Source organism: Aeromonas sp. MaB10011B, assembly GCF_017939325.1.
GTDB lineage: Bacteria > Pseudomonadota > Gammaproteobacteria > Enterobacterales > Aeromonadaceae > Aeromonas > Aeromonas caviae.
The window spans coordinates 25,987-43,261 of sequence record NZ_JAGKRK010000090.1; the positions used below are offsets into that span (position 1 = coordinate 25,987).

At 61.0% G+C, this 17,275-nt stretch carries 19 protein-coding genes; 12 read left to right on the top strand and 7 right to left on the bottom strand.

The window, feature by feature from the left end; translation table 11 throughout:
* Nucleotides 1-199: 199 nt before the first annotated feature.
* Both J9893_RS20640 and J9893_RS20645 read left to right on the top strand, forming a co-directional pair.
* Nucleotides 200-1,456, top strand: a complete 1,257-nt coding sequence (locus J9893_RS20640; RefSeq protein WP_182721842.1) for an outer membrane protein transport protein — start codon at nucleotides 200-202, stop codon at nucleotides 1,454-1,456.
* A gap of 116 nt (nucleotides 1,457-1,572) precedes the next feature.
* On the top strand, nucleotides 1,573-2,790 hold the full coding sequence (locus J9893_RS20645) for an EAL domain-containing protein (RefSeq protein ID WP_103858714.1): 1,218 nt from the start codon (nucleotides 1,573-1,575) through the stop codon (nucleotides 2,788-2,790).
* A gap of 85 nt (nucleotides 2,791-2,875) precedes the next feature.
* On the opposite strand, the gene J9893_RS20650 is transcribed toward J9893_RS20645, so the two are convergent.
* Entirely contained in the window at nucleotides 2,876-4,042 is a 1,167-nt protein-coding gene (locus tag J9893_RS20650) for a thiolase family protein (protein ID WP_182721841.1), read from the bottom strand.
* Between the two features lie 132 nt (nucleotides 4,043-4,174).
* Here J9893_RS20650 and J9893_RS20655 point away from each other — a divergent pair, with 132 nt between their 5' ends.
* Nucleotides 4,175-4,573, top strand: coding sequence for a MerR family DNA-binding transcriptional regulator (locus tag J9893_RS20655; protein ID WP_010674655.1), 399 nt, complete (start codon nucleotides 4,175-4,177; stop codon nucleotides 4,571-4,573).
* A 108-nt stretch (nucleotides 4,574-4,681) separates the two neighbouring features.
* Here J9893_RS20655 and J9893_RS20660 read toward each other — a convergent pair whose 3' ends face one another.
* Nucleotides 4,682-5,926, bottom strand: a complete 1,245-nt coding sequence (locus J9893_RS20660; protein WP_041215213.1) for a dicarboxylate/amino acid:cation symporter — start codon at nucleotides 5,924-5,926, stop codon at nucleotides 4,682-4,684.
* 268 nt (nucleotides 5,927-6,194) lie between these two features.
* Between J9893_RS20660 and J9893_RS20665 the strand changes: the two genes are divergently transcribed.
* The 3 genes from J9893_RS20665 (at nucleotide 6,195) to J9893_RS20675 (ending at nucleotide 9,672) form a co-directional block, all read left to right on the top strand.
* On the top strand, nucleotides 6,195-6,479 hold the full coding sequence (locus J9893_RS20665; RefSeq protein ID WP_010674653.1) for a pyrimidine/purine nucleoside phosphorylase: 285 nt from the start codon (nucleotides 6,195-6,197) through the stop codon (nucleotides 6,477-6,479).
* Between the two features lie 155 nt (nucleotides 6,480-6,634).
* Nucleotides 6,635-8,017, top strand: a complete 1,383-nt coding sequence (locus tag J9893_RS20670) for an L-serine ammonia-lyase (protein WP_010674652.1) — start codon at nucleotides 6,635-6,637, stop codon at nucleotides 8,015-8,017.
* 284 nt (nucleotides 8,018-8,301) lie between these two features.
* On the top strand, nucleotides 8,302-9,672 hold the full coding sequence (locus tag J9893_RS20675; protein WP_039039104.1) for an L-serine ammonia-lyase: 1,371 nt from the start codon (nucleotides 8,302-8,304) through the stop codon (nucleotides 9,670-9,672).
* Between the two features lie 161 nt (nucleotides 9,673-9,833).
* Here J9893_RS20675 and J9893_RS20680 read toward each other — a convergent pair whose 3' ends face one another.
* Together J9893_RS20680 and J9893_RS20685 are read right to left on the bottom strand one after the other, a co-directional pair.
* A complete protein-coding gene (locus J9893_RS20680) occupies nucleotides 9,834-10,796 on the bottom strand; it encodes a lytic murein transglycosylase (RefSeq protein WP_052816494.1) in 963 nt (320 codons plus the stop codon).
* Complete coding sequence (locus J9893_RS20685; RefSeq protein WP_029314494.1) at nucleotides 10,793-11,071, bottom strand: YcgL domain-containing protein; 279 nt, start codon at nucleotides 11,069-11,071, stop codon at nucleotides 10,793-10,795. Before J9893_RS20685 ends, J9893_RS20680 begins: the two co-directional genes overlap by 4 nt.
* Nucleotides 11,072-11,177: 106 nt before the next feature.
* On the opposite strand from J9893_RS20685, the gene minC reads away from it, so the two are divergent.
* The 6 genes from minC (at nucleotide 11,178) to J9893_RS20715 (ending at nucleotide 14,882) form a co-directional block, all read left to right on the top strand.
* The gene (gene minC / locus J9893_RS20690; protein ID WP_029314493.1) at nucleotides 11,178-11,903 is read left to right on the top strand and encodes a septum site-determining protein MinC; all 726 of its coding nucleotides are present in this window, start codon (nucleotides 11,178-11,180) and stop codon (nucleotides 11,901-11,903) included.
* A gap of 18 nt (nucleotides 11,904-11,921) precedes the next feature.
* Nucleotides 11,922-12,734 (top strand): septum site-determining protein MinD, encoded by an 813-nt coding sequence (minD, locus tag J9893_RS20695; RefSeq protein ID WP_010674647.1) that lies wholly within the window; start codon nucleotides 11,922-11,924, stop codon nucleotides 12,732-12,734.
* A 2-nt stretch (nucleotides 12,735-12,736) separates the two neighbouring features.
* Complete coding sequence (gene minE / locus J9893_RS20700; protein ID WP_010674646.1) at nucleotides 12,737-13,006, top strand: cell division topological specificity factor MinE; 270 nt, start codon at nucleotides 12,737-12,739, stop codon at nucleotides 13,004-13,006.
* Between the two features lie 180 nt (nucleotides 13,007-13,186).
* The gene (locus J9893_RS20705; protein ID WP_029314491.1) at nucleotides 13,187-13,513 is read left to right on the top strand and encodes an HI1450 family dsDNA-mimic protein; all 327 of its coding nucleotides are present in this window, start codon (nucleotides 13,187-13,189) and stop codon (nucleotides 13,511-13,513) included.
* Between the two features lie 53 nt (nucleotides 13,514-13,566).
* The gene (mtgA, locus tag J9893_RS20710) at nucleotides 13,567-14,274 is read left to right on the top strand and encodes a monofunctional biosynthetic peptidoglycan transglycosylase (protein WP_210600749.1); all 708 of its coding nucleotides are present in this window, start codon (nucleotides 13,567-13,569) and stop codon (nucleotides 14,272-14,274) included.
* Nucleotides 14,275-14,558: 284 nt separating this feature from the next.
* A complete protein-coding gene (locus tag J9893_RS20715) occupies nucleotides 14,559-14,882 on the top strand; it encodes an HI1450 family dsDNA-mimic protein (RefSeq protein WP_010674643.1) in 324 nt (107 codons plus the stop codon).
* Between the two features lie 45 nt (nucleotides 14,883-14,927).
* Here the strand turns inward: J9893_RS20715 and J9893_RS20720 are convergent, their stop codons facing one another.
* From J9893_RS20720 to J9893_RS20730, 3 genes are all read right to left on the bottom strand, one after another.
* Entirely contained in the window at nucleotides 14,928-15,239 is a 312-nt protein-coding gene (locus J9893_RS20720; RefSeq protein WP_010674642.1) for a DUF1289 domain-containing protein, read from the bottom strand.
* Between the two features lies 1 nt (nucleotide 15,240).
* Nucleotides 15,241-16,110 carry a S1-like domain-containing RNA-binding protein gene (locus J9893_RS20725; RefSeq protein WP_010674641.1) on the bottom strand — a complete coding sequence of 290 codons (870 nt, stop codon included), beginning with the start codon at nucleotides 16,108-16,110 and terminating at the stop codon, nucleotides 15,241-15,243.
* Between the two features lie 357 nt (nucleotides 16,111-16,467).
* Nucleotides 16,468-17,275: RNA-guided endonuclease TnpB family protein (locus J9893_RS20730; RefSeq protein ID WP_210600748.1), on the bottom strand; the 808-nt coding region annotated here is incomplete at its 5' end.

Genomic DNA, 17,275 nt, shown 5'->3' on the forward strand with positions numbered 1-17,275 from the left:
CGCCAATTGAGCGCACAGCTGTAGTAAACAACTGTACTCTTTTCTTTTTTTATCAAGCTGTTATGGGTATTTCTTTCAGCATTTAATCCCGTTTTGCTGCACGTTCCGCTCTCCCCGTTGCCTTGCTGGTCATACCATATAAAATCCCGGCCCCAACCGAATAACAGAATGAACACCCAGTTCATCCCGAGGAAAGACCATGCATCCGACGTTCAAACCCTCCCTCATAGCCCTCTTGCTGCTGTCGAGCCAGGTGCAGGCTGCCGGCTTCCAGCTCGCGGAGCAATCCGCCACCGGCATGGGGCGAGCCTTCGCGGGTGAAGCCGCCATCGCCGACAATGCCAGCGTGCTCTCCCGCAATGCCGCCGCCATGACCCGGTTCGATACCCTGGCCTTCTCCGGCGGCGTCATCCATGTGCACCCCGACGTCAACATAGAGGGCACCACCCGGGTGCCTACCCCCCAGGGGCCGGTCAGTCTGGATGCCGGAGCCCACGACATTGCGGGTGACGCCTGGGTACCCAACGCCTATCTCATCGTGCCCCTCAACGAGCAATGGCGCCTCGGGCTTGCCGCCACCTCCTATTACGGACTCGGGGTCAAGATGCCGGACAACTACAACGCCGGTCACTTCGGCAACGTCTCCGACATCAAGACCATGGATCTGGGGGCCTCCCTGGCCTATCGCATCAACCGCGTCTGGTCCGTCGGGGCCGGTCTCTCCGCCATTCAGGGGGAAGGGGAAGTGGGCGGCACCTTCCCCTCCAACAACCAGATAGCCAAGCACCTGAAAGGGGATGGCTGGGCCATGGGCTGGAACCTGGGCACCCTGCTTGAGTTGTCGCAGGCAACCCGCATCGGTCTCTCCTATCGCCACGACATCACCCTGACCCTCTCCGGTGACGCCATCGGCATCGATCAGAAGGGCCAGCCCTTCACCGATACCGGCAGCCTGGATCTGCCCCTGCCCGCCACCGCCGAGCTGGCTCTGTTCCATCAACTCACCCCGGCCCTGGCGCTGCATTCGAGCATCAACTGGACCAACTGGAGCAAATTCGTGCAGCTCGAATCCGAGCTCGACCACCACGGCACCATGCACATCAAGGAGGAGCACTGGGAAGACAGTTGGCGCTATGCCCTGGGGATGACCTACCAGCTGGCCCCCCAGTGGCAATTGCGCTCCGGTATCGCCTACGACCGCAGCCCGGTCCCGGCGGATCGCCGCACCATCTCCATCCCCGACTCGGATCGGGTCTGGTACAGCGCTGGCGTGGGCTACCAGATTGACCGCCACCTCTCGCTGGATCTGGGGCTGACCCTGATCGACGGCAAGAAGGTGGACGTGAGCGAAACCATGCAGCTCAGGCCCGGCATCCCGCAGACCACCTCCACCTTCAATGGCACCTCGGAAGGGGATGCCTGGCTCGCCGGCCTGCAGCTCAACTACCTGTTCTGACACCCCGGGTTTCCTGACAAATAGTATGCCAGTTGTTGACCTTCCCGACCGGTCGGCACTGGCATAGTGATCCGCTTCACCATAGAATCAAGCCTGTAACCATGGTGGAGAGATGCATGTATTCCTATGTAGCAAGGCAGCCCATTCTGGATCGGGAGTTGAACACCCAAGCCTATGAGCTGCTGTTTCGCGACAGCCTGGACAATGTATTTCCCTCCGTCTCCGCACAGCAGGCCACTTCCAGGCTGGTTGCCGAGCAGTTCTTGCAGCAGAACATCGATCAGCTCATCGGGGATCACCCCTGCTACATCAATTTCCCCCACTCCCTGTTGCTGGACGGATTGGCCGAATGCCTCCCCCGTGACAAGGTGGTGATCGAGATCCTGGAGGATGCCGAGCCCGACGATGCGCTGCTGGAGAAAGTGATCCAGCTCTATGGGCTGGGCTATCGGTTAGCGCTGGATGACTTCACCATGGTCTCAGACTGGGACAGGTTCCTCCCCTACATCCATATCATCAAGTTCGACCTGCGCAGCACGCCGCAACCCTGCATCGAGCACTTCATGGCGAATCATCGCCACCTGCCCCTCACCTATCTGGCCGAGAAAGTCGAGGATCAGGCCGAGTTCGAGCGGATGAAGCAGCTCGGCGTCACCCTGTTCCAGGGATTTTTCTTCAGCCGCCCCCAGATGGTGCAACAGCCCACCATACCGCCGGCCCAGCTGGTGGTGATGCAGCTGCTCGAGGTGGTCAATCAGACCGAACCGGATCTGGACAAGATTGGGCAACTGCTCAACCAGGATCTCACCCTCTCCCTCAAGCTGTTGCGCTACATCAACCACCTCAAGCGCTTCCCCCAACCCATCGCCTCGTTTCGCCAGGCCGCAAGTTCCCTGGGGCACGCCCAGCTCAAGCGCTTCGTCGCCCTGATCGCCGCCACCAGTGCGGGGAGTGAAAAGAGCGCCGAGCTCCATCAGATGTCCCTCATCCGAGCCCGGTTCTGCGAACTGCTGGCCCAGACCCATGCGCCCGCAGAGCAGGCACAGCAAGCCTTTGTCACCGGCCTCTTCTCCCTGCTGGACGTGCTCATGGGAGAACCGCTGGATCAGCTGCTCGGCTCCATTCCCCTGACCGACGACATTCGTGCCGCCCTGCTCACCCGCAAGGGCAAGCTCGGGTTCTACCTGGCGTTCTGTGAAGATTTCGAGAAAGCCGACTGGCAGCGGGTCGCCGCCAACACCGTCCGGCTCGGCCTCAACGAAGAGAAGGTCAGCCACCTCTATCTGAGCGCCACCGCCTGGGTCAACCAGCAGCTTCAGGCCATGGAAGAGTAACCGGTCCACTCCCGCCAGACATGACAACGTCCCTCTTGAAGGGACGTTGTCATGTCATCAACCCGCAGCAATCTCACCCACGCATTCAGCCTGCCTCGATGGCGATGGCCGTTGCCTCCCCTCCCCCGATGCACAGGCTCGCCACCCCTCGCCTGAGCCCGCGGGCACGCAGGGCATGGATCAGGGTCACCAGGATGCGGGCGCCACTGGCGCCAAGAGGGTGCCCCAGCGCACAGGCCCCGCCGTTCACGTTCAACTTGTGATGGGGAATGCCGCACCCGGCCATCGCCAGCATGCTCACCATGGCGAATGCCTCGTTCACCTCGAACAGGTCCACCTCCTCCACCGACCAGCCCACCCGGGCCAGCAACTTGTCGATGGCGCCGACGGGGGCACTGGTAAACTCCGCCGGCAAGGCGGCGTGACTCTGGTAACCCACTACCCTGGCCAGCGCCGGCAATCCGAGCCGGGCAGCGCTCTCGCCCCGCATCACTACCAGGACTGCCGCCCCGTCCGAGATGGAGCTGGCATTGGCCGCCGTGATGGTACCGTGCTTGCTGAAGGCCGGCTTGAGGCCGGGGATCTTGTCGGGCCTGGCCTTGCCCGGTTGCTCATCCTCGGCCAGCAGCAGGGTGTGGTCAGCGGTCATGACGGGAGCCAGTTCCGCGGCAAAGGCACCGCTGCGCTGCGCCGTCAGCGCCCGCTCCAGGGAGGCGATGGCAAAGGCATCCATGTCGGCCCGGGTCAGTCCGCTGCGATCGGCACTCAACTGGGCGTAATGACCCATCAGATAGCCTTCGTAGGCATCCTGCAAGCCGTCCAGGAACATGTGATCGAGCACGCTCTGGTGCCCCATGCGAAAACCGCTGCGCGCCTTGTCCAGCAGATAGGGTGCGCGGCTCATGCTCTCCATGCCCCCCGCCACCACGACCTCGGCCTCCCCCAGGCGCAGGCTGTCCGCCGCCAGCATCACCGCCTTCATGCCGGAGCCGCACACCTTGTTGATGGTGGTGCAGGGCACGCTGTCCGGCAGCCCCCCCTTGAGCGCCGCCTGACGGGCTGGCGCCTGGCCGACCCCTGCGCTCAACACGTTCCCCATATAGACCTCATTGACCTGCTCCCCCGTCATCCCGGCCTGCGCCAGCGCGGCGCGGATGGCGCAAGCGCCAAGCTCGGGGGCACCGAGCCCGCTCAGGGCCCCCTGGAAGGCCCCCATGGGGGTACGTTTGGCCGCCACAATCACGATATCCATCGATAGCACTCTCCTTGTTACATCGGGATAACATATGTCGCGGCCGCGACGGGAACAAGACTTGCGGGGAAGTTGACGTTTGGGTAAGGTGCCAGCCTGCATTGACAACCAGATGGCAGCCAAGACAGCCCCATGACCAAATCCAGGGACGACACCCGCACCTTCAGCATCAGCGAACTGGCTCGCGAGTTCGATGTGACCACCCGCAGCATCCGCTTCTACGAGGATCAGGGCCTGCTCAACCCCACCCGCCAGGGACAGCACAGGATCTACAGCCGTCAGGACAGGGTGCGGCTCAAGCTGACCCTGCGTGGCAAGCGTCTGGGCTTCAGCCTCGCAGAGATCCGGGAGCTGTTCGATCTCTACGATGCGGACAAGAGCAGCCGCTCCCAGTTGCAGACCATGCTGGGGCTGGTGGCCGACAAGCGGGAGACCCTGCAGCAACAGCTGGAAGATATCCAGATGGTCCTGCTGGAGCTGGAGGCGGCCGAACAGCGCTGCCGCCAGGCCCTGGCACACCTCTCCCCCTGAGTCACGCAGACGGGTGAGGCAAACGGGGATCACCGCCAGCAAATAGACACAAATGAAAGAGGGAGGCTTGAAGCCTCCCTCTTGTCATGCACGGTGGACGACCCGATATCAGGCCTCCTTGCTCCAGCGGTTCGGATCGTAATCCGGGCTGTAGCGATCGACGATGATGGCACAGGCCGCATCGCCGGTGATGTTCAGCGCGGTGCGGATCATGTCGAACAGACGATCCAGCGCGAACAGCAGCGGCAGACCCTCGATGGGAATCCCGGCCGCCAGCAGCACGGCAACCACCAGGAAGCTCGGGCCCGGTACACCGGCCTGACCGATGGCACCCAGGGTGGAGGTGACGATGATCGCCGCCCAGGCACCCATGGAAAGATCGATGTTGTAGACCTGGGCGAAGAAGATGGCGACCAGGCCGTAATAGATGGCATTGCCGCTCATGTTGATGGTGGCACCCAGCGGCAGCACGAAGGAAGCGGTGGCGTTGGTCACCTTCAGATCGCGCTCGCAGGTCTCCATGTTGACCGGCAGGGTCGCCATGGAAGAGGCGGTGGAGAAGGCCACGATCTGCGGTTTCTTCATCGCGGAGAAGTACTTGCGTACCGGCGTGTTGGAGAAGAACGCGATCAGCAGCGGATAGACCACGAAGCCGAAGATGAGGATGGCGGCGACATAGACGACGAACAGCTTGAGCACCAGGGTCAGCACGTCGAAGCCGTAGGTGCCGATGGCGTCGGCCATCAGGCCGAAGACGCCGATGGGGGCGATCAGCATCACCTTGTTGATCATCCAGACGAAAGCGTCCACCAGGGTGTTGAGCCCGTCTACCAGCGGCTTGGCGCGCTCACGGGGCTGCTTGGCCAGGGCGATGCCGAGGAACATGCAGAACACCAGGATCTGCAGGATGTTGGCCTCGTTCAAGGCGCTGAACACGTTGGTCGGGATCATGCCAAGCAGGGTGGCCACCGCATCGGGCAGTGCACCCTTGTCGGCGTAGTCGCCGGAGAACATGGCCGCAGTGGCGCCAAAGTCAACGCCCACACCAGGTTTGAACACCTGACCCATCACCAGCGCCAGGAACACCGCCAGTGCGGAGGTGCCGAGGAAGAAGGCGAGCGTGGTGACGCCAATCTTGCCAGCAGCGGGGCTGGCCCCCAGGTTGGCGGCCCCGGACAGGATGGCCACCGCCACCAGCGGAATCACCAGCATCTTGATCAGCTGGATAAACAGGGTGCCAAGCGGCGCAAACACTGTGGCTTGCTCTCCCATGAGCGCCCCGACCAGCGCGCCCAGCACCATGGCCACCACTACCTGGAAGCCGATGTTTTTGATTAATCCTTTTGTTAACACAGAATGTTCCTTTATTTAGCAATTACTCACACTTTTACAGCGTAAATGACCACCCAGAGCGTCAAATCCTCTCCATTGCTCTGGCGGTGCGCTTTATCTCATATTTGCACCCCGTTTTACATCAGAACCCGTTAACGAAATGCATTGATAACTTTATGAGAAAGTAAAGCCTCAAAAGAGACACGGCTGTTTTTGCTCCTTTTACCATGACAACATCCAAAACAGTGTGCTACGTTGGCTCTGCAAACGTGCATACAGGGAAGAAAAGATGCTGAAAGTTAACGAGTATTTTGACGGAAATGTTAAATCCATCGGTTTCGAGCAAAAAGGTGAGAAAGCTACCGTTGGTGTGATGGAAGCGGGCGAGTACCTGTTCAATACCGCCGCCCCGGAGCGCATGACGGTGATCAAGGGCGCCCTCACCATCCAGCTGGCCGACGAAGATGAGTGGCACACCTACCAGCAGGGGGAATCCTTCGACGTGGCGGGTCACTCCTCCTTCAAGCTGGAAGTGAAGATCGCCTCCGCCTATCTGTGCGAGTTCCTCGACTGATCTATCACGGCGCCATGGGATGCCGAGCGGCTCCCCCATGGCGCATCTCTCCCGCGCCCATTTCCCTACCGCCATCACACCCCGCTATCTCCCCCCTTTTCAACGACTACAAAAAATTTACAATGTTTAGACGAAATCCATAATTGGAGTACGTCATGATCAGTGTCTTCGACATGTTTTCCATCGGGATAGGCCCCTCCTCCTCCCATACCGTGGGACCGATGCGGGCCGCCTGCGCCTTCATCCAGACCCTCAAAGCGAACGCACTCCTCTCCCGTACCGGACGCGTCGTCGTCGAGTGCTACGGCTCACTGGGCCAGACCGGCAAGGGGCACGGCACCGGCAAGGCCATCATCCTGGGACTGGCCGGATTTGAACCCGAATCCGTGGACATCGAGGCCATTCCCGCCTTCCTCGCCCAGGTAGAGCAGACCCAGACCCTCTGCCTGGGCGGCGAGCAACCCAGCGAATTTCCCCGCATCGGCGCCATCCTCTTCAACCGGCGCAAGACCCTACCCGCCCACTCCAACGGCATGACACTGCGCGCCTATGAGGGTGACACCCTTGTGTTCGAGCAGACCTACTACTCCATCGGGGGCGGTTTCATCATCGAGGAGAGTCACTTCGCCAACGCCCGGGAAGAGGCGGCCCGCTTCGATGCCGCCCACCCCATCCCCTATCCCTTCGAGAGCGGCGCCGAACTGCTGGCCCAGTGCCAGGAGAGCGGCCTCTCCATCTCGGGACTGATGCTGGCCAACGAGAAGGTGTTTCGCTCGGAAGCGGAGATCAAGGCCGGGCTTCGCAAGATCTGGCAGGCGATGCAGGGGTGTGTGGAGCGTGGCTGCAAGAGCGAGGGGGTGCTGCCAGGCGGTCTCAAGGTCAAGCGCCGGGCTCCCGCCCTCTATCGCCAGCTCTGTGGCGAGACCAATTTCAACAAGGATCCGCTGATGGTGATGGAGTGGGTGGATCTCTTTGCGCTGGCCGTCAACGAGGAGAACGCCGCCGGGGGCCGGGTGGTGACGGCGCCGACCAACGGCGCAGCGGGCATCATCCCCGCCGTGTTGCACTATTACGATCGCTTCGTGCGCAAGGTGGATGACGAGCTGCTGATGCAGTACTTCCTCACTGCCGCGGCCATCGGCATCCTCTACAAGAAGAATGCCTCCCTCTCGGGGGCCGAGGTGGGCTGTCAGGGCGAGGTCGGCGTGGCCTGCTCCATGGCCGCTGGTGCCCTGGCCGAGCTGCTGGGCGCCAGCCCCGCCATCGTCGAGAACGCCGCCGAGATCGGCATGGAGCACAATCTCGGGCTGACCTGCGATCCCGTCGGTGGTCTGGTGCAGGTGCCCTGCATCGAGCGCAACGCCATGGGCGCGGTCAAGGCGATCAATGCCGCCCGCCTCGCCCTGCGCGGCACCGGTGAGCACAAGGTGTCGCTGGACAAGGTGATCAGAACCATGTGGGAAACCGGCAACGACATGAAGACCAAGTACAAGGAGACCGCCCGGGGCGGCCTTGCCGTCAACATCACCGAGTGTTAAGCCGCTGTGATAAAGCCGCATATGGCACTCGAATACCCGGCATCGCCGGGTATTTTTTTGCAAAACGTTTGTCTGGCGCTTAACAAAATGGATAACCATCAAAATAAATTTTATACTCGCGCCACGAATTCAACAAAAATAGATCTGTTTCAACTTTTTTTAGGCATTGAACCGTTACACTGTGGTTATCCGGTTCCCTGGCCTTTGTGACGACAGACCCGTCCCATGGATCCCTTTTCTGCGAGTGGGCATGGCGCCCCCTTCTACCCTGAGGTAATTGTTACATGATCAGCGTTTTTGATATCTTCAAAATCGGTGTTGGCCCCTCCTCTTCTCACACTGTCGGCCCCATGAAGGCAGCCAAACAGTTCGTGGATGAACTGCGTGCTGGCGGCAAGATCCGTGACATCACCCGGATCCAGGTCGATGTCTATGGTTCCCTCTCCTGGACCGGCAAAGGCCACCACACGGATACCGCCATCATCATGGGTCTGGCGGGCAACCTGCCGGAGAACGTCGACATCGACGCCATCCCCGAATTCATCTCCCGCGTGGAGCAGACCGGTCGTCTGCCCATCGGCCTGCACTGCCACACCGTCAGCTTCCCCAAGGGCGCCATGATCTTCCATGACGAGGCCCTGCCCCTGCACGAAAACGGCATGAGGCTGACCGCCTTCATCGAAGATGACGCCGTCTACAGCAAGACCTACTACTCCATCGGCGGTGGCTTCATCGTCGACGAAGAGAACTTTGGCAAGGGTGACAGCGGCGACATGTCCGTCAGCTATCCCTTCAAGAGTGCCGCCGAGCTCATCGCCCACTGCAGCCAGAGCGGTCTCTCCATCTCCGCCCTGATGATGGAAAACGAGAAGTGCTTCAACACCCCGGAAGAGATCTACAAGAAGCTCGGCAAGATCTGGACCACCATGCGGGAAGGGATCGAGCGCGGCTGCCGCACCGAGGGCGTCCTCTCCGGCCCGCTGCGCGTACCGCGCCGCGCCGCGCCGCTCTACCGCCAGCTGACCACCAACGAGAACCTCTCCAACGATCCCATGAACATCGTGGACTGGGTCAACATGTTCGCCCTGGCGGTGAGTGAAGAGAACGCCGCCGGTGGCCGCGTCGTCACCGCGCCGACCAACGGCGCCGCCGGCATCATCCCGGCCGTGCTGGCCTACTACGACAAGTTCATCCAGCCGGTGGGCCGCGACGAGTACACCCGCTTCTATCTGGCCGCTGCCGCCGTCGGCATGCTCTACAAGATGAACGCGTCCATCTCCGGCGCCGAAGTGGGCTGCCAGGGTGAAGTGGGCGTCTCCTGCTCCATGGCCGCCGCCGGCCTGACCGAGCTGATGGGCGGCAGCCCCGAGCACGTCTGTGAAGCCGCCGAGATCGGCATGGAACACAACCTGGGTCTGACCTGCGACCCGGTGGCCGGCCAGGTACAGGTACCCTGCATCGAGCGCAACGCCATCGCCGCCATGAAGGCGGTCAACGCCTCCCGCATGGCCCTGCGTCGCACCTCCAAGCCGCGCGTGTCGCTGGACAAGGTGATCGAGACCATGTACATCACCGGCAAGGACATGGACTCCAAGTACCGCGAGACCTCCCGCGGTGGCCTGGCCATCAAGGTGATGCAGGTTGCCTGCGACTAACGCCGAGTCGCGATGACATGAAAAAAGCGGGATATATTCCCGCTTTTTTTTGGTCGCGATTTAAAGGGCGACGTTCCTGAATAAAGGGAGGCCGACAAGGGATAAAAAGAGACGGGCATATCACCTCCACCCGTTCGCCGTGACAGGAGAACGGGGGAGAGCTATTTCACGATGCGATCGGCCAGGGTGCCGACGGCCACCACGAAATAGGGGGAGCGATTCCAGTGACGCAGTACCCGGTAATTGTCATAGGCAAGGTAGCTTCGCCCGTGAATATCGTCAGGGCGGATGAGGGAGGCCTGCATGTCGACCACAGGCAGAGGTGAGCCGTCCTGCTGGCGAACCCCGAGGGCCTGCCAGGTCGCCAGGGACTTGCGGGTATCAAGCCCCAGCAAGGCGGGGTCCAGGCGTTCTGGCACCCTCACCCGCCGTCCCCAGGTCTGGTCTTCACGCCAGCCGTTCTGGCTCAGATAATTGGCAGCCGATCCAAATACATCCGCGAGATTGCCCCAGAGATCCTTCTTGCCGTCCCCGTCCTGATCCACCGCGTATCGCAGGAATGACGAGGGCATGAACTGCACCTGTCCCATGGCCCCCGCCCAGGATCCCTTGAAGTTGGCGGGGTTCACATGTCCCTGCTCCAGAATGCGCAGGGCATCGAACAACTCGCCTTTAAAGAAGGCTTCACGGCGACCGTCCCAGGCCAGGGTCGAGAGAGAAGAGATAAGGGGATAATGGCCGGTTATTTTGCCGAAATTGGTTTCAATTCCCCACAAGGCAACAATAAAGCGGGGTTGAACCCCATATTCCCGGCCTATTTTTGTAAGCAGCGGCAAATGCTGGCGATATAAGGTTTGGGCTTGCTTGACTTTCCATTCCGGCACCGCCCGGGGAATATATGTGTCCAGGGTCAGTTTGAATTCCGGCTGATTTTTGTCGTGCCTGATGGCAGCATCGACAAGATGTACATCCGCAAAGGCCGCACTCACCGTCTCGGGCAACATGCCCGCCGCCAGCGCCTGCTCTTTGAGGCTCGCCACGTACTGGTCAAAATCGGGGCCGGCCTGCACCGGCGATCCCGACAGGGCGCCTGACAACAGCAGTGCCAGCCGCCCAGCCCTCATCGTGCACCCTTTAATTGCGCCTTGTGCTGCTCCAGCAAGTTTTCCGGTGGCGGTGGCACCTGCAGATAAAAGCCCTGGCTCTTCAGGGCGGCCATCACCCGCTCCGTGGAGGCCAGCCCCAGGGGCTTGGCCGGGTCCAGCTTGGTCATCAGGACCAGTTCGGGACGCCCGAAGGTACTCATCAGCACCTCGGGAACACGGGAAAAGTCCTCTCTTCGTTCAATAAAGAGATAGGTCTCGGCTTTTTTGCGACTTTTATAGACTGCACACAACATGGAAATTGATATAATCCGACGGGTTTATTGCCTCTGGTGGTGGCAAACTATAACATCAGGAATTGAATAACAATAACGTATTACCGTCTCGGTTCGGGGAAGATTCATGGTTGAACGCGATAACGAATTGAAAGGGACCACCTTCACTATTTCTGTGTTGCATCTCAGCGATGGCAATCCGGCCCGGATCCGACAACTGCTGGAGGCCAAGGTCGCGCAGGCCCCCCAGTTTTTTAATTGTGCCCCCCTCGTCCTCAATGTGGAACGCCTCGAGGCGATCCCCGATTTCGAACAGCTCAGGGAGCTGGTCGAGTCGGAAGACTTCGTGCTGGTCGGGATCACGGGGGCGCGGGACGAGGCGATGAAGACGGCCGCCAAGGCGGCAGGCCTCGCCGTCATGGTGTCAGGCAAGAGCCGCAAGGCAGAACCTGAGCCGACGCCGCCAGCACCTGAGCCCAAGCCAGTGGAGGCCGCACCGGTTCCCCCGGTGCCAGCGCCCGTGGAGGCAAGCAAGGTCCACGTGGGCCCGGTGCGCTCCGGTCAGCAGATCTATGCAGCCGGCACCTCGCTGGTGGTGCTGGGCTCGGTGAGCCCTGGCGCCGAAGTCATCGCCGATGACAGCATCCATGTTTATGGTGCCCTGCGTGGCCGAGCCATCGCAGGGGCCAAGGGCAATCCCAAGGCCCGCATTTATTGCCAGCAATTGCAGGCCGAGCTGCTCTCCATCGCGGGCACCTTCCAGCTCAGCGATGCATTGCCTGCAGGCGTGATACAAGAGCCGGTCCATATCCGGCTCGACAATGAACAACTTCGTATAGACCGAATCAAATAGAGTTACAAGGAAGCGAGAATGGCGCGAATCATAGTCGTTACATCGGGCAAGGGTGGCGTTGGCAAGACGACAACCAGCGCGGCACTGAGCACCGGTCTGGCCCAGCGTGGCCACAAGACCGTGGTCATCGATTTTGACATTGGTCTGAGAAACCTGGACCTCATCATGGGTTGCGAGCGGCGCGTGGTCTATGACTTCGTCAACGTCATCAACGGGGAAGCCAACCTCAACCAGGCCCTCATCAAGGACAAGCGTTGCGAAAACCTGTTCATCCTGCCCGCCTCCCAGACCCGGGACAAGGATGCCCTGACCCGTGAAGGGGTGGAGAAGATCCTGGATCAGCTGGCGGAGATGCAGTTTGACTACATCGTCTGCGACTCCCCCGCTGGTATCGAATCCGGCGCCCTGATGGCGCTCTATTTCGCCGACGAGGCCATCGTCACCACCAACCCGGAAGTCTCTTCCGTGCGTGACTCGGATCGCATCCTCGGTATCCTGGCCTCCAAGTCCCGCCGTGCCGAGCGCGGTGAGGATCCCATCAAGGAGCACCTGCTGCTGACCCGCTACTGCCCGACCCGCGTCAACCGCGGCGACATGCTGAGCGTGCAGGACGTACAGGAGATCCTGGCCATCAAACTGCTCGGGGTGATCCCGGAGTCCCAGGCGGTGCTGCGCGCCTCCAACTCCGGCGAGCCGGTCATTCTGGACAAGGAGTCCGATGCCGGTCAGGCCTACGAGGACGCCGTCGCCCGCCTCTTGGGTGACACCAAGGATTTCCGTTTTCTGGAAGAAGAGAAGAAAGGCTTCTTTAGCCGACTGTTCGGGAGTTAAGCATGTCATTATTGGATTATTTTCGTTCCAACAAGAAACAGAACACCGCACAACTGGCCAAAGAGCGGTTGCAGATCATCGTGGCTCACGAGCGTTCATCCAGAGGGGGGCCGGATTACCTGCCCCAGCTCAAGCAGGACATCCTCGACGTGATCCGCAAATACGTGCAGATCGACCCGGACAAGATCACCGTCCAGCTTGATCAGAAGAGTGACGAATTGTCGGTGCTGGAGCTCAACATCACCTTCGCCGACGACCAGAAGAAGGGATGAGCTGACGCACCATGCGCGACCCCTTCCCCCAATGAAGACCGGATCCTTTCCCAGGATCCGGTTTTTTAATGCCTGGCGTCCCGGCATCTCGCCAAGGGCATCAGGGCCAGCTAGAATACCGCGCACCCCGAGGCGCTGCCGACGGACTTTCCCTCCCCCCTTATCTGGAACACGGCTTTTATGTCTTTGAATGACGAAATGCACAGCGTCGAGGAACTGCTCGACACCGCCCTCGAACTCTTCATGGAGCTGGCCTCCGACAACCTGCCCGAGCAGGAGATCGTCCGCTTCAATCAGGAGTTCAACGACCGCGGCCTGCTGGCGGAGACCGATCCCGCCGACGACTGGGCGGCCGACGTGGGATTTGAGGTGAGCGACGCCGACTATGCCGAGATCTGGGTCGGCCTTGGCAACGAACAAGAAGAGTACGAGCACCTGTTTGCCCGCATGCTGCTCTCCCGCCGCGTCGACGAGAAGTTCTGCCACATCGAATGGCTGCCCCAATAATTCCGGATCCCGATGATCCTGGCCACTATGACTGGGACGGCGGGCCCGAGCCCGTGAGGCCTTCGCGCAGACGGCGACTGCAGGGCTGGCTCGGCAAGCTGCTGCTGGCCGCCTTTGCGAGCACCATCGTCTCGGTCGCGCTGCTGCGCTTCATCGACCCTCCCATGTGGACCTGGCGCCTCGAACGCGCCCTGTTTCCCCCTGCCAAGATGGCCGAGGTGAAGCACGACTGGGTGCCGCTTGAGCAGATTTCCCGGGAGCTGCAACTGGCGGTGATCGCCGCCGAGGATCAGCGCTTTGCCGAACATCACGGTTTTGACATGGACGCCATCAGCTCGGCCCTCAGGCACAACCAGCAAAGCGGGCGGGTGCGCGGTGCCAGCACCCTCAGCCAGCAGACCGCCAAGAACCTCTTCATGTGGAGCGATCGCAGCTTCCTGCGCAAGGGGATAGAGGCCTGGTTCACCCTGTTGATGGAGCTGGGCTGGGACAAGTCCCGCATTCTCGAGGTGTATCTCAACATCGTGGAGTTCGGACCCGGCATCTATGGCGCCGAGGCGGCCGCCAGGCACTACTTCGGCAAACCGGCGATACGCCTCACCCGCTACGAGGCCTCCCTGCTCGCCGCCGCCCTGCCCAATCCCTGGCGTTATCGGGTCAAGCCCCCCTCACCCTATGTGCAACAGCGCTCGGCCTGGATCCGTCGTCAGATGGGTCAACTCGGGCAAGTCACCCTGAACCGGGTCCACGGCACAGAGTAGCGCCATCCTGCGGATCAGAGGCGGGCCCCAGATGGCCGCCGACGGTTTCCCGATGAAGGGGCAGATAGTGCCACCACCAGGTTTCGCGCCGCCGCTTGATCTGCCTTCTGTACTGTCGTCGCTTCATCTTGCCAGGCCGCCCCGTCACGCCGCCCCTGCTGGCGGCTCTGTTAACCTTATCCCCTGATCCCGCCATTTGACAGCACGGCGTCACCGCCCCCGGGCTGGCTGCCCATCCCAATACTTGTTAAAGTGGCGAACCTGGACGTATCTGGAGTGATTTCATGGAACAACGTAGCCCGGATCAGCTGGTCGAGTGGGCCTATGATCAGTTTCTGGAGCAGGCCGCCGACATGCTGGCACCCGAACAAATCGTCGACATCACCCTCGAGTTCGAGCAACGTGGCGCGGTGGAGGCAACCCTGCCCAATGCCGACTGGTCGACCGAACTCGGCGAGCCGGTGGACATGGCACGTTGGGCCGAGGTCTGGGTCGGCTTGCTGGATCATCAGGACGAGTTCGAGGTGATCTACGCCACCTTCCTCCTCCCACGGGATCAGAGCGAGCACGACGTGCATATCCGCTGGCACCGCCAGCAACAGGCATAAGAAAAGGCGCCCCAGGCGCCTTTTTCGTTTTTTGCGCTGCCCGAGTCAGGGGCGTGCCGAGATGGCCTTGGCCAGACAGCGGCGACACCAGCAGGCGCTGGCATCGCTCATGGGCAACGCGGGAAGCTGGTTGCACCAGCAGCGCTCGATGGGTTCCCCCGCCGACACGGCGCAGAACGCCGGCTCGCCGCAGCCCGGGCAGGCATGAGTGCTCTTCGAGCCATCGAGTTCGGCCATGCGGGCCAGCTGGGCCTCGCTGTCCATGGTGGACCACTGGCCTATCTCGGTCACGGTGCGGCCACAACCGAGGCAGAGCCCCTCTTTGGCCCGGCAGTCACCGATGCAGGGACTCGGCAACTTATTCGTCCCCTGCCGGCGTGTCGGAGCCCACGAGGCGGATGCTGTGCTCCTCGATGACGATCTTGCCCTGCTTGTAGAGGCCGCCGATCGCTTTCTTGAAGGTGCCCTTGCTCATGCTGAACATCTTGTAGATGACGTCAGGCTCGCTCTTGTCTCCCACCGCAAGGCTGCCCCCCTGCTTTTGCAGGCGCAGCAGGATGCGCGCACCAGCGTCATCCATCCGGGCCAGCCCCGGCTTTTGCAGGGTCAGGTCCAGTTTGCCATCTTCGCGCACCTGCTTGACCCAGGCGGTCAGCGGCCGGCCCGTCATCACGCGGCCGAACACCTCGTTCTTGAACAGCATGCCGGCGTACTGGCCATTGACCACGGCCTTGATGCCAAGGGGGGTGTGTTCCCCCGGCAGCACCGTCACCTCGTCACCGCTCTTGAAAGGGGGGTCGATGCGCAGGAAGCGCTCCAGACGGCTGGTACCGACCATGCGCCCTTCGTTGTCCAGCATCAGGTGCACCAGATAGACATGGCCCACCTGCATCGGCTTGTTCTGCTCGCGGCTTGGTACGAAGAGATCCTTCTTCATGCCCCAGTCGAGGAAGGCACCAATCTTGTTGGCATTGACCACCTTGAGACCGACGATGTCCCCCACCATGGCGAAGGGCTTGTCGGTGGTGATCACCGGCTCGCAATCCGCATCCAGATAGAGGAAGACGGACACCTCGCTCTCCTCGGCAACGCCTTCCGGCAACTGGCGCCTGGGCAGCAGCAGCTCGCCGTATTCCCCCGCCGCCAGCCAGGCGCCGCGCTCCTCGATCTCGACGACGGTCAGGGTGTTCATCTTGCCAATCTGTAACATGGTGATCTCTTCTTTCAATATCCGGATGGGCCCATCTCATGGAAGACCCGTCATATAGAGGTGCATCGCCTCCGTCGGATGAGAGAGGACGGGGCCGATTTATGTCATGCAGGCGCGCATGTTACCCCAGAGCGGCAGCAGGACCTAGCCCCTCCCCCCTGTGTCTGACCTCTTTTCCCGCTACCGGGCGGCCAGATTGACGATATTAGCAGCATTCAGTTCCCCCTTTGCTGCAAATAACCCCACTTTTAGGTAGACTTCGCGGCCGTCAAATCCAGAGGAAGCGTCGATGAACCCAGCCACTCGTACCCGTCATCTCAATCATTGACATCCTCCCCCACCTTAGCGCTTCGCGTCACAGGAGGGGGATCCCCATTACTGGGTGATAGCTGCTCGCGCAGTACCGGGTTCCTGCTTCATCGGGCGGCCTGATTGCACCGCGCCTCCACAGGCTAAAACGGCGTGTCCCGCCGCTAAAATATTGCGAGCGCCATTCACATCGGCGTTCGCCTCATAACCACACGCAGCGCATTTAAACTGGCTTTGCGTCTGGCGGTTATCCTTCGCAGTATGCCCACAACAGGCGCACTGCTGGCTCGTGTAGGCCGGGTTTATCGCCAACACCTGACCGCCTCGCCATGCCTGCTTATATTCGAGCTGGCGGCGCAGCTCAAACCAGCCCTGATCTAATATCGAACGATTCAGCCCTGATTTTGCCCGGACGTTGCGCCCCGGCTGGCTGGTCGTGCCCGCTGCTGATTTTGACATGCTGGCAACCTTCAAATCCTCAATGACGATCATCGCGTGGTTTTTGCTGATAGTCGTTGTGACCTTGTGAAGGTAATCGCGGCGGGTATTGGCGATATGTGAATGCAGCCGCTGGATCTTGGCTTTTTGTTTCTTCCAGTTGCTGCTGAACTTGACCTTTTTGCTCAACTGGCGTTGGAGCCTTGCCAGCTTGATCTGATTGGTTTTGAAGCTGTTGACGGGCTCAAACACCGTGCCATCTGACAGGGTTGCGAGCTTGGCGATCCCCACATCTAGCCCGACCATTGAGCCGGAGGGGTGAATTGGCTCAAGCGTCTCCTGCTCGACCTGAAAGGAGATATACCAGTGCCCGGCTGCTTGGCTGACGGTCGCGTTTTTAATTTTCCCTTCAACTGGCTGGGACTGACGGAACTTG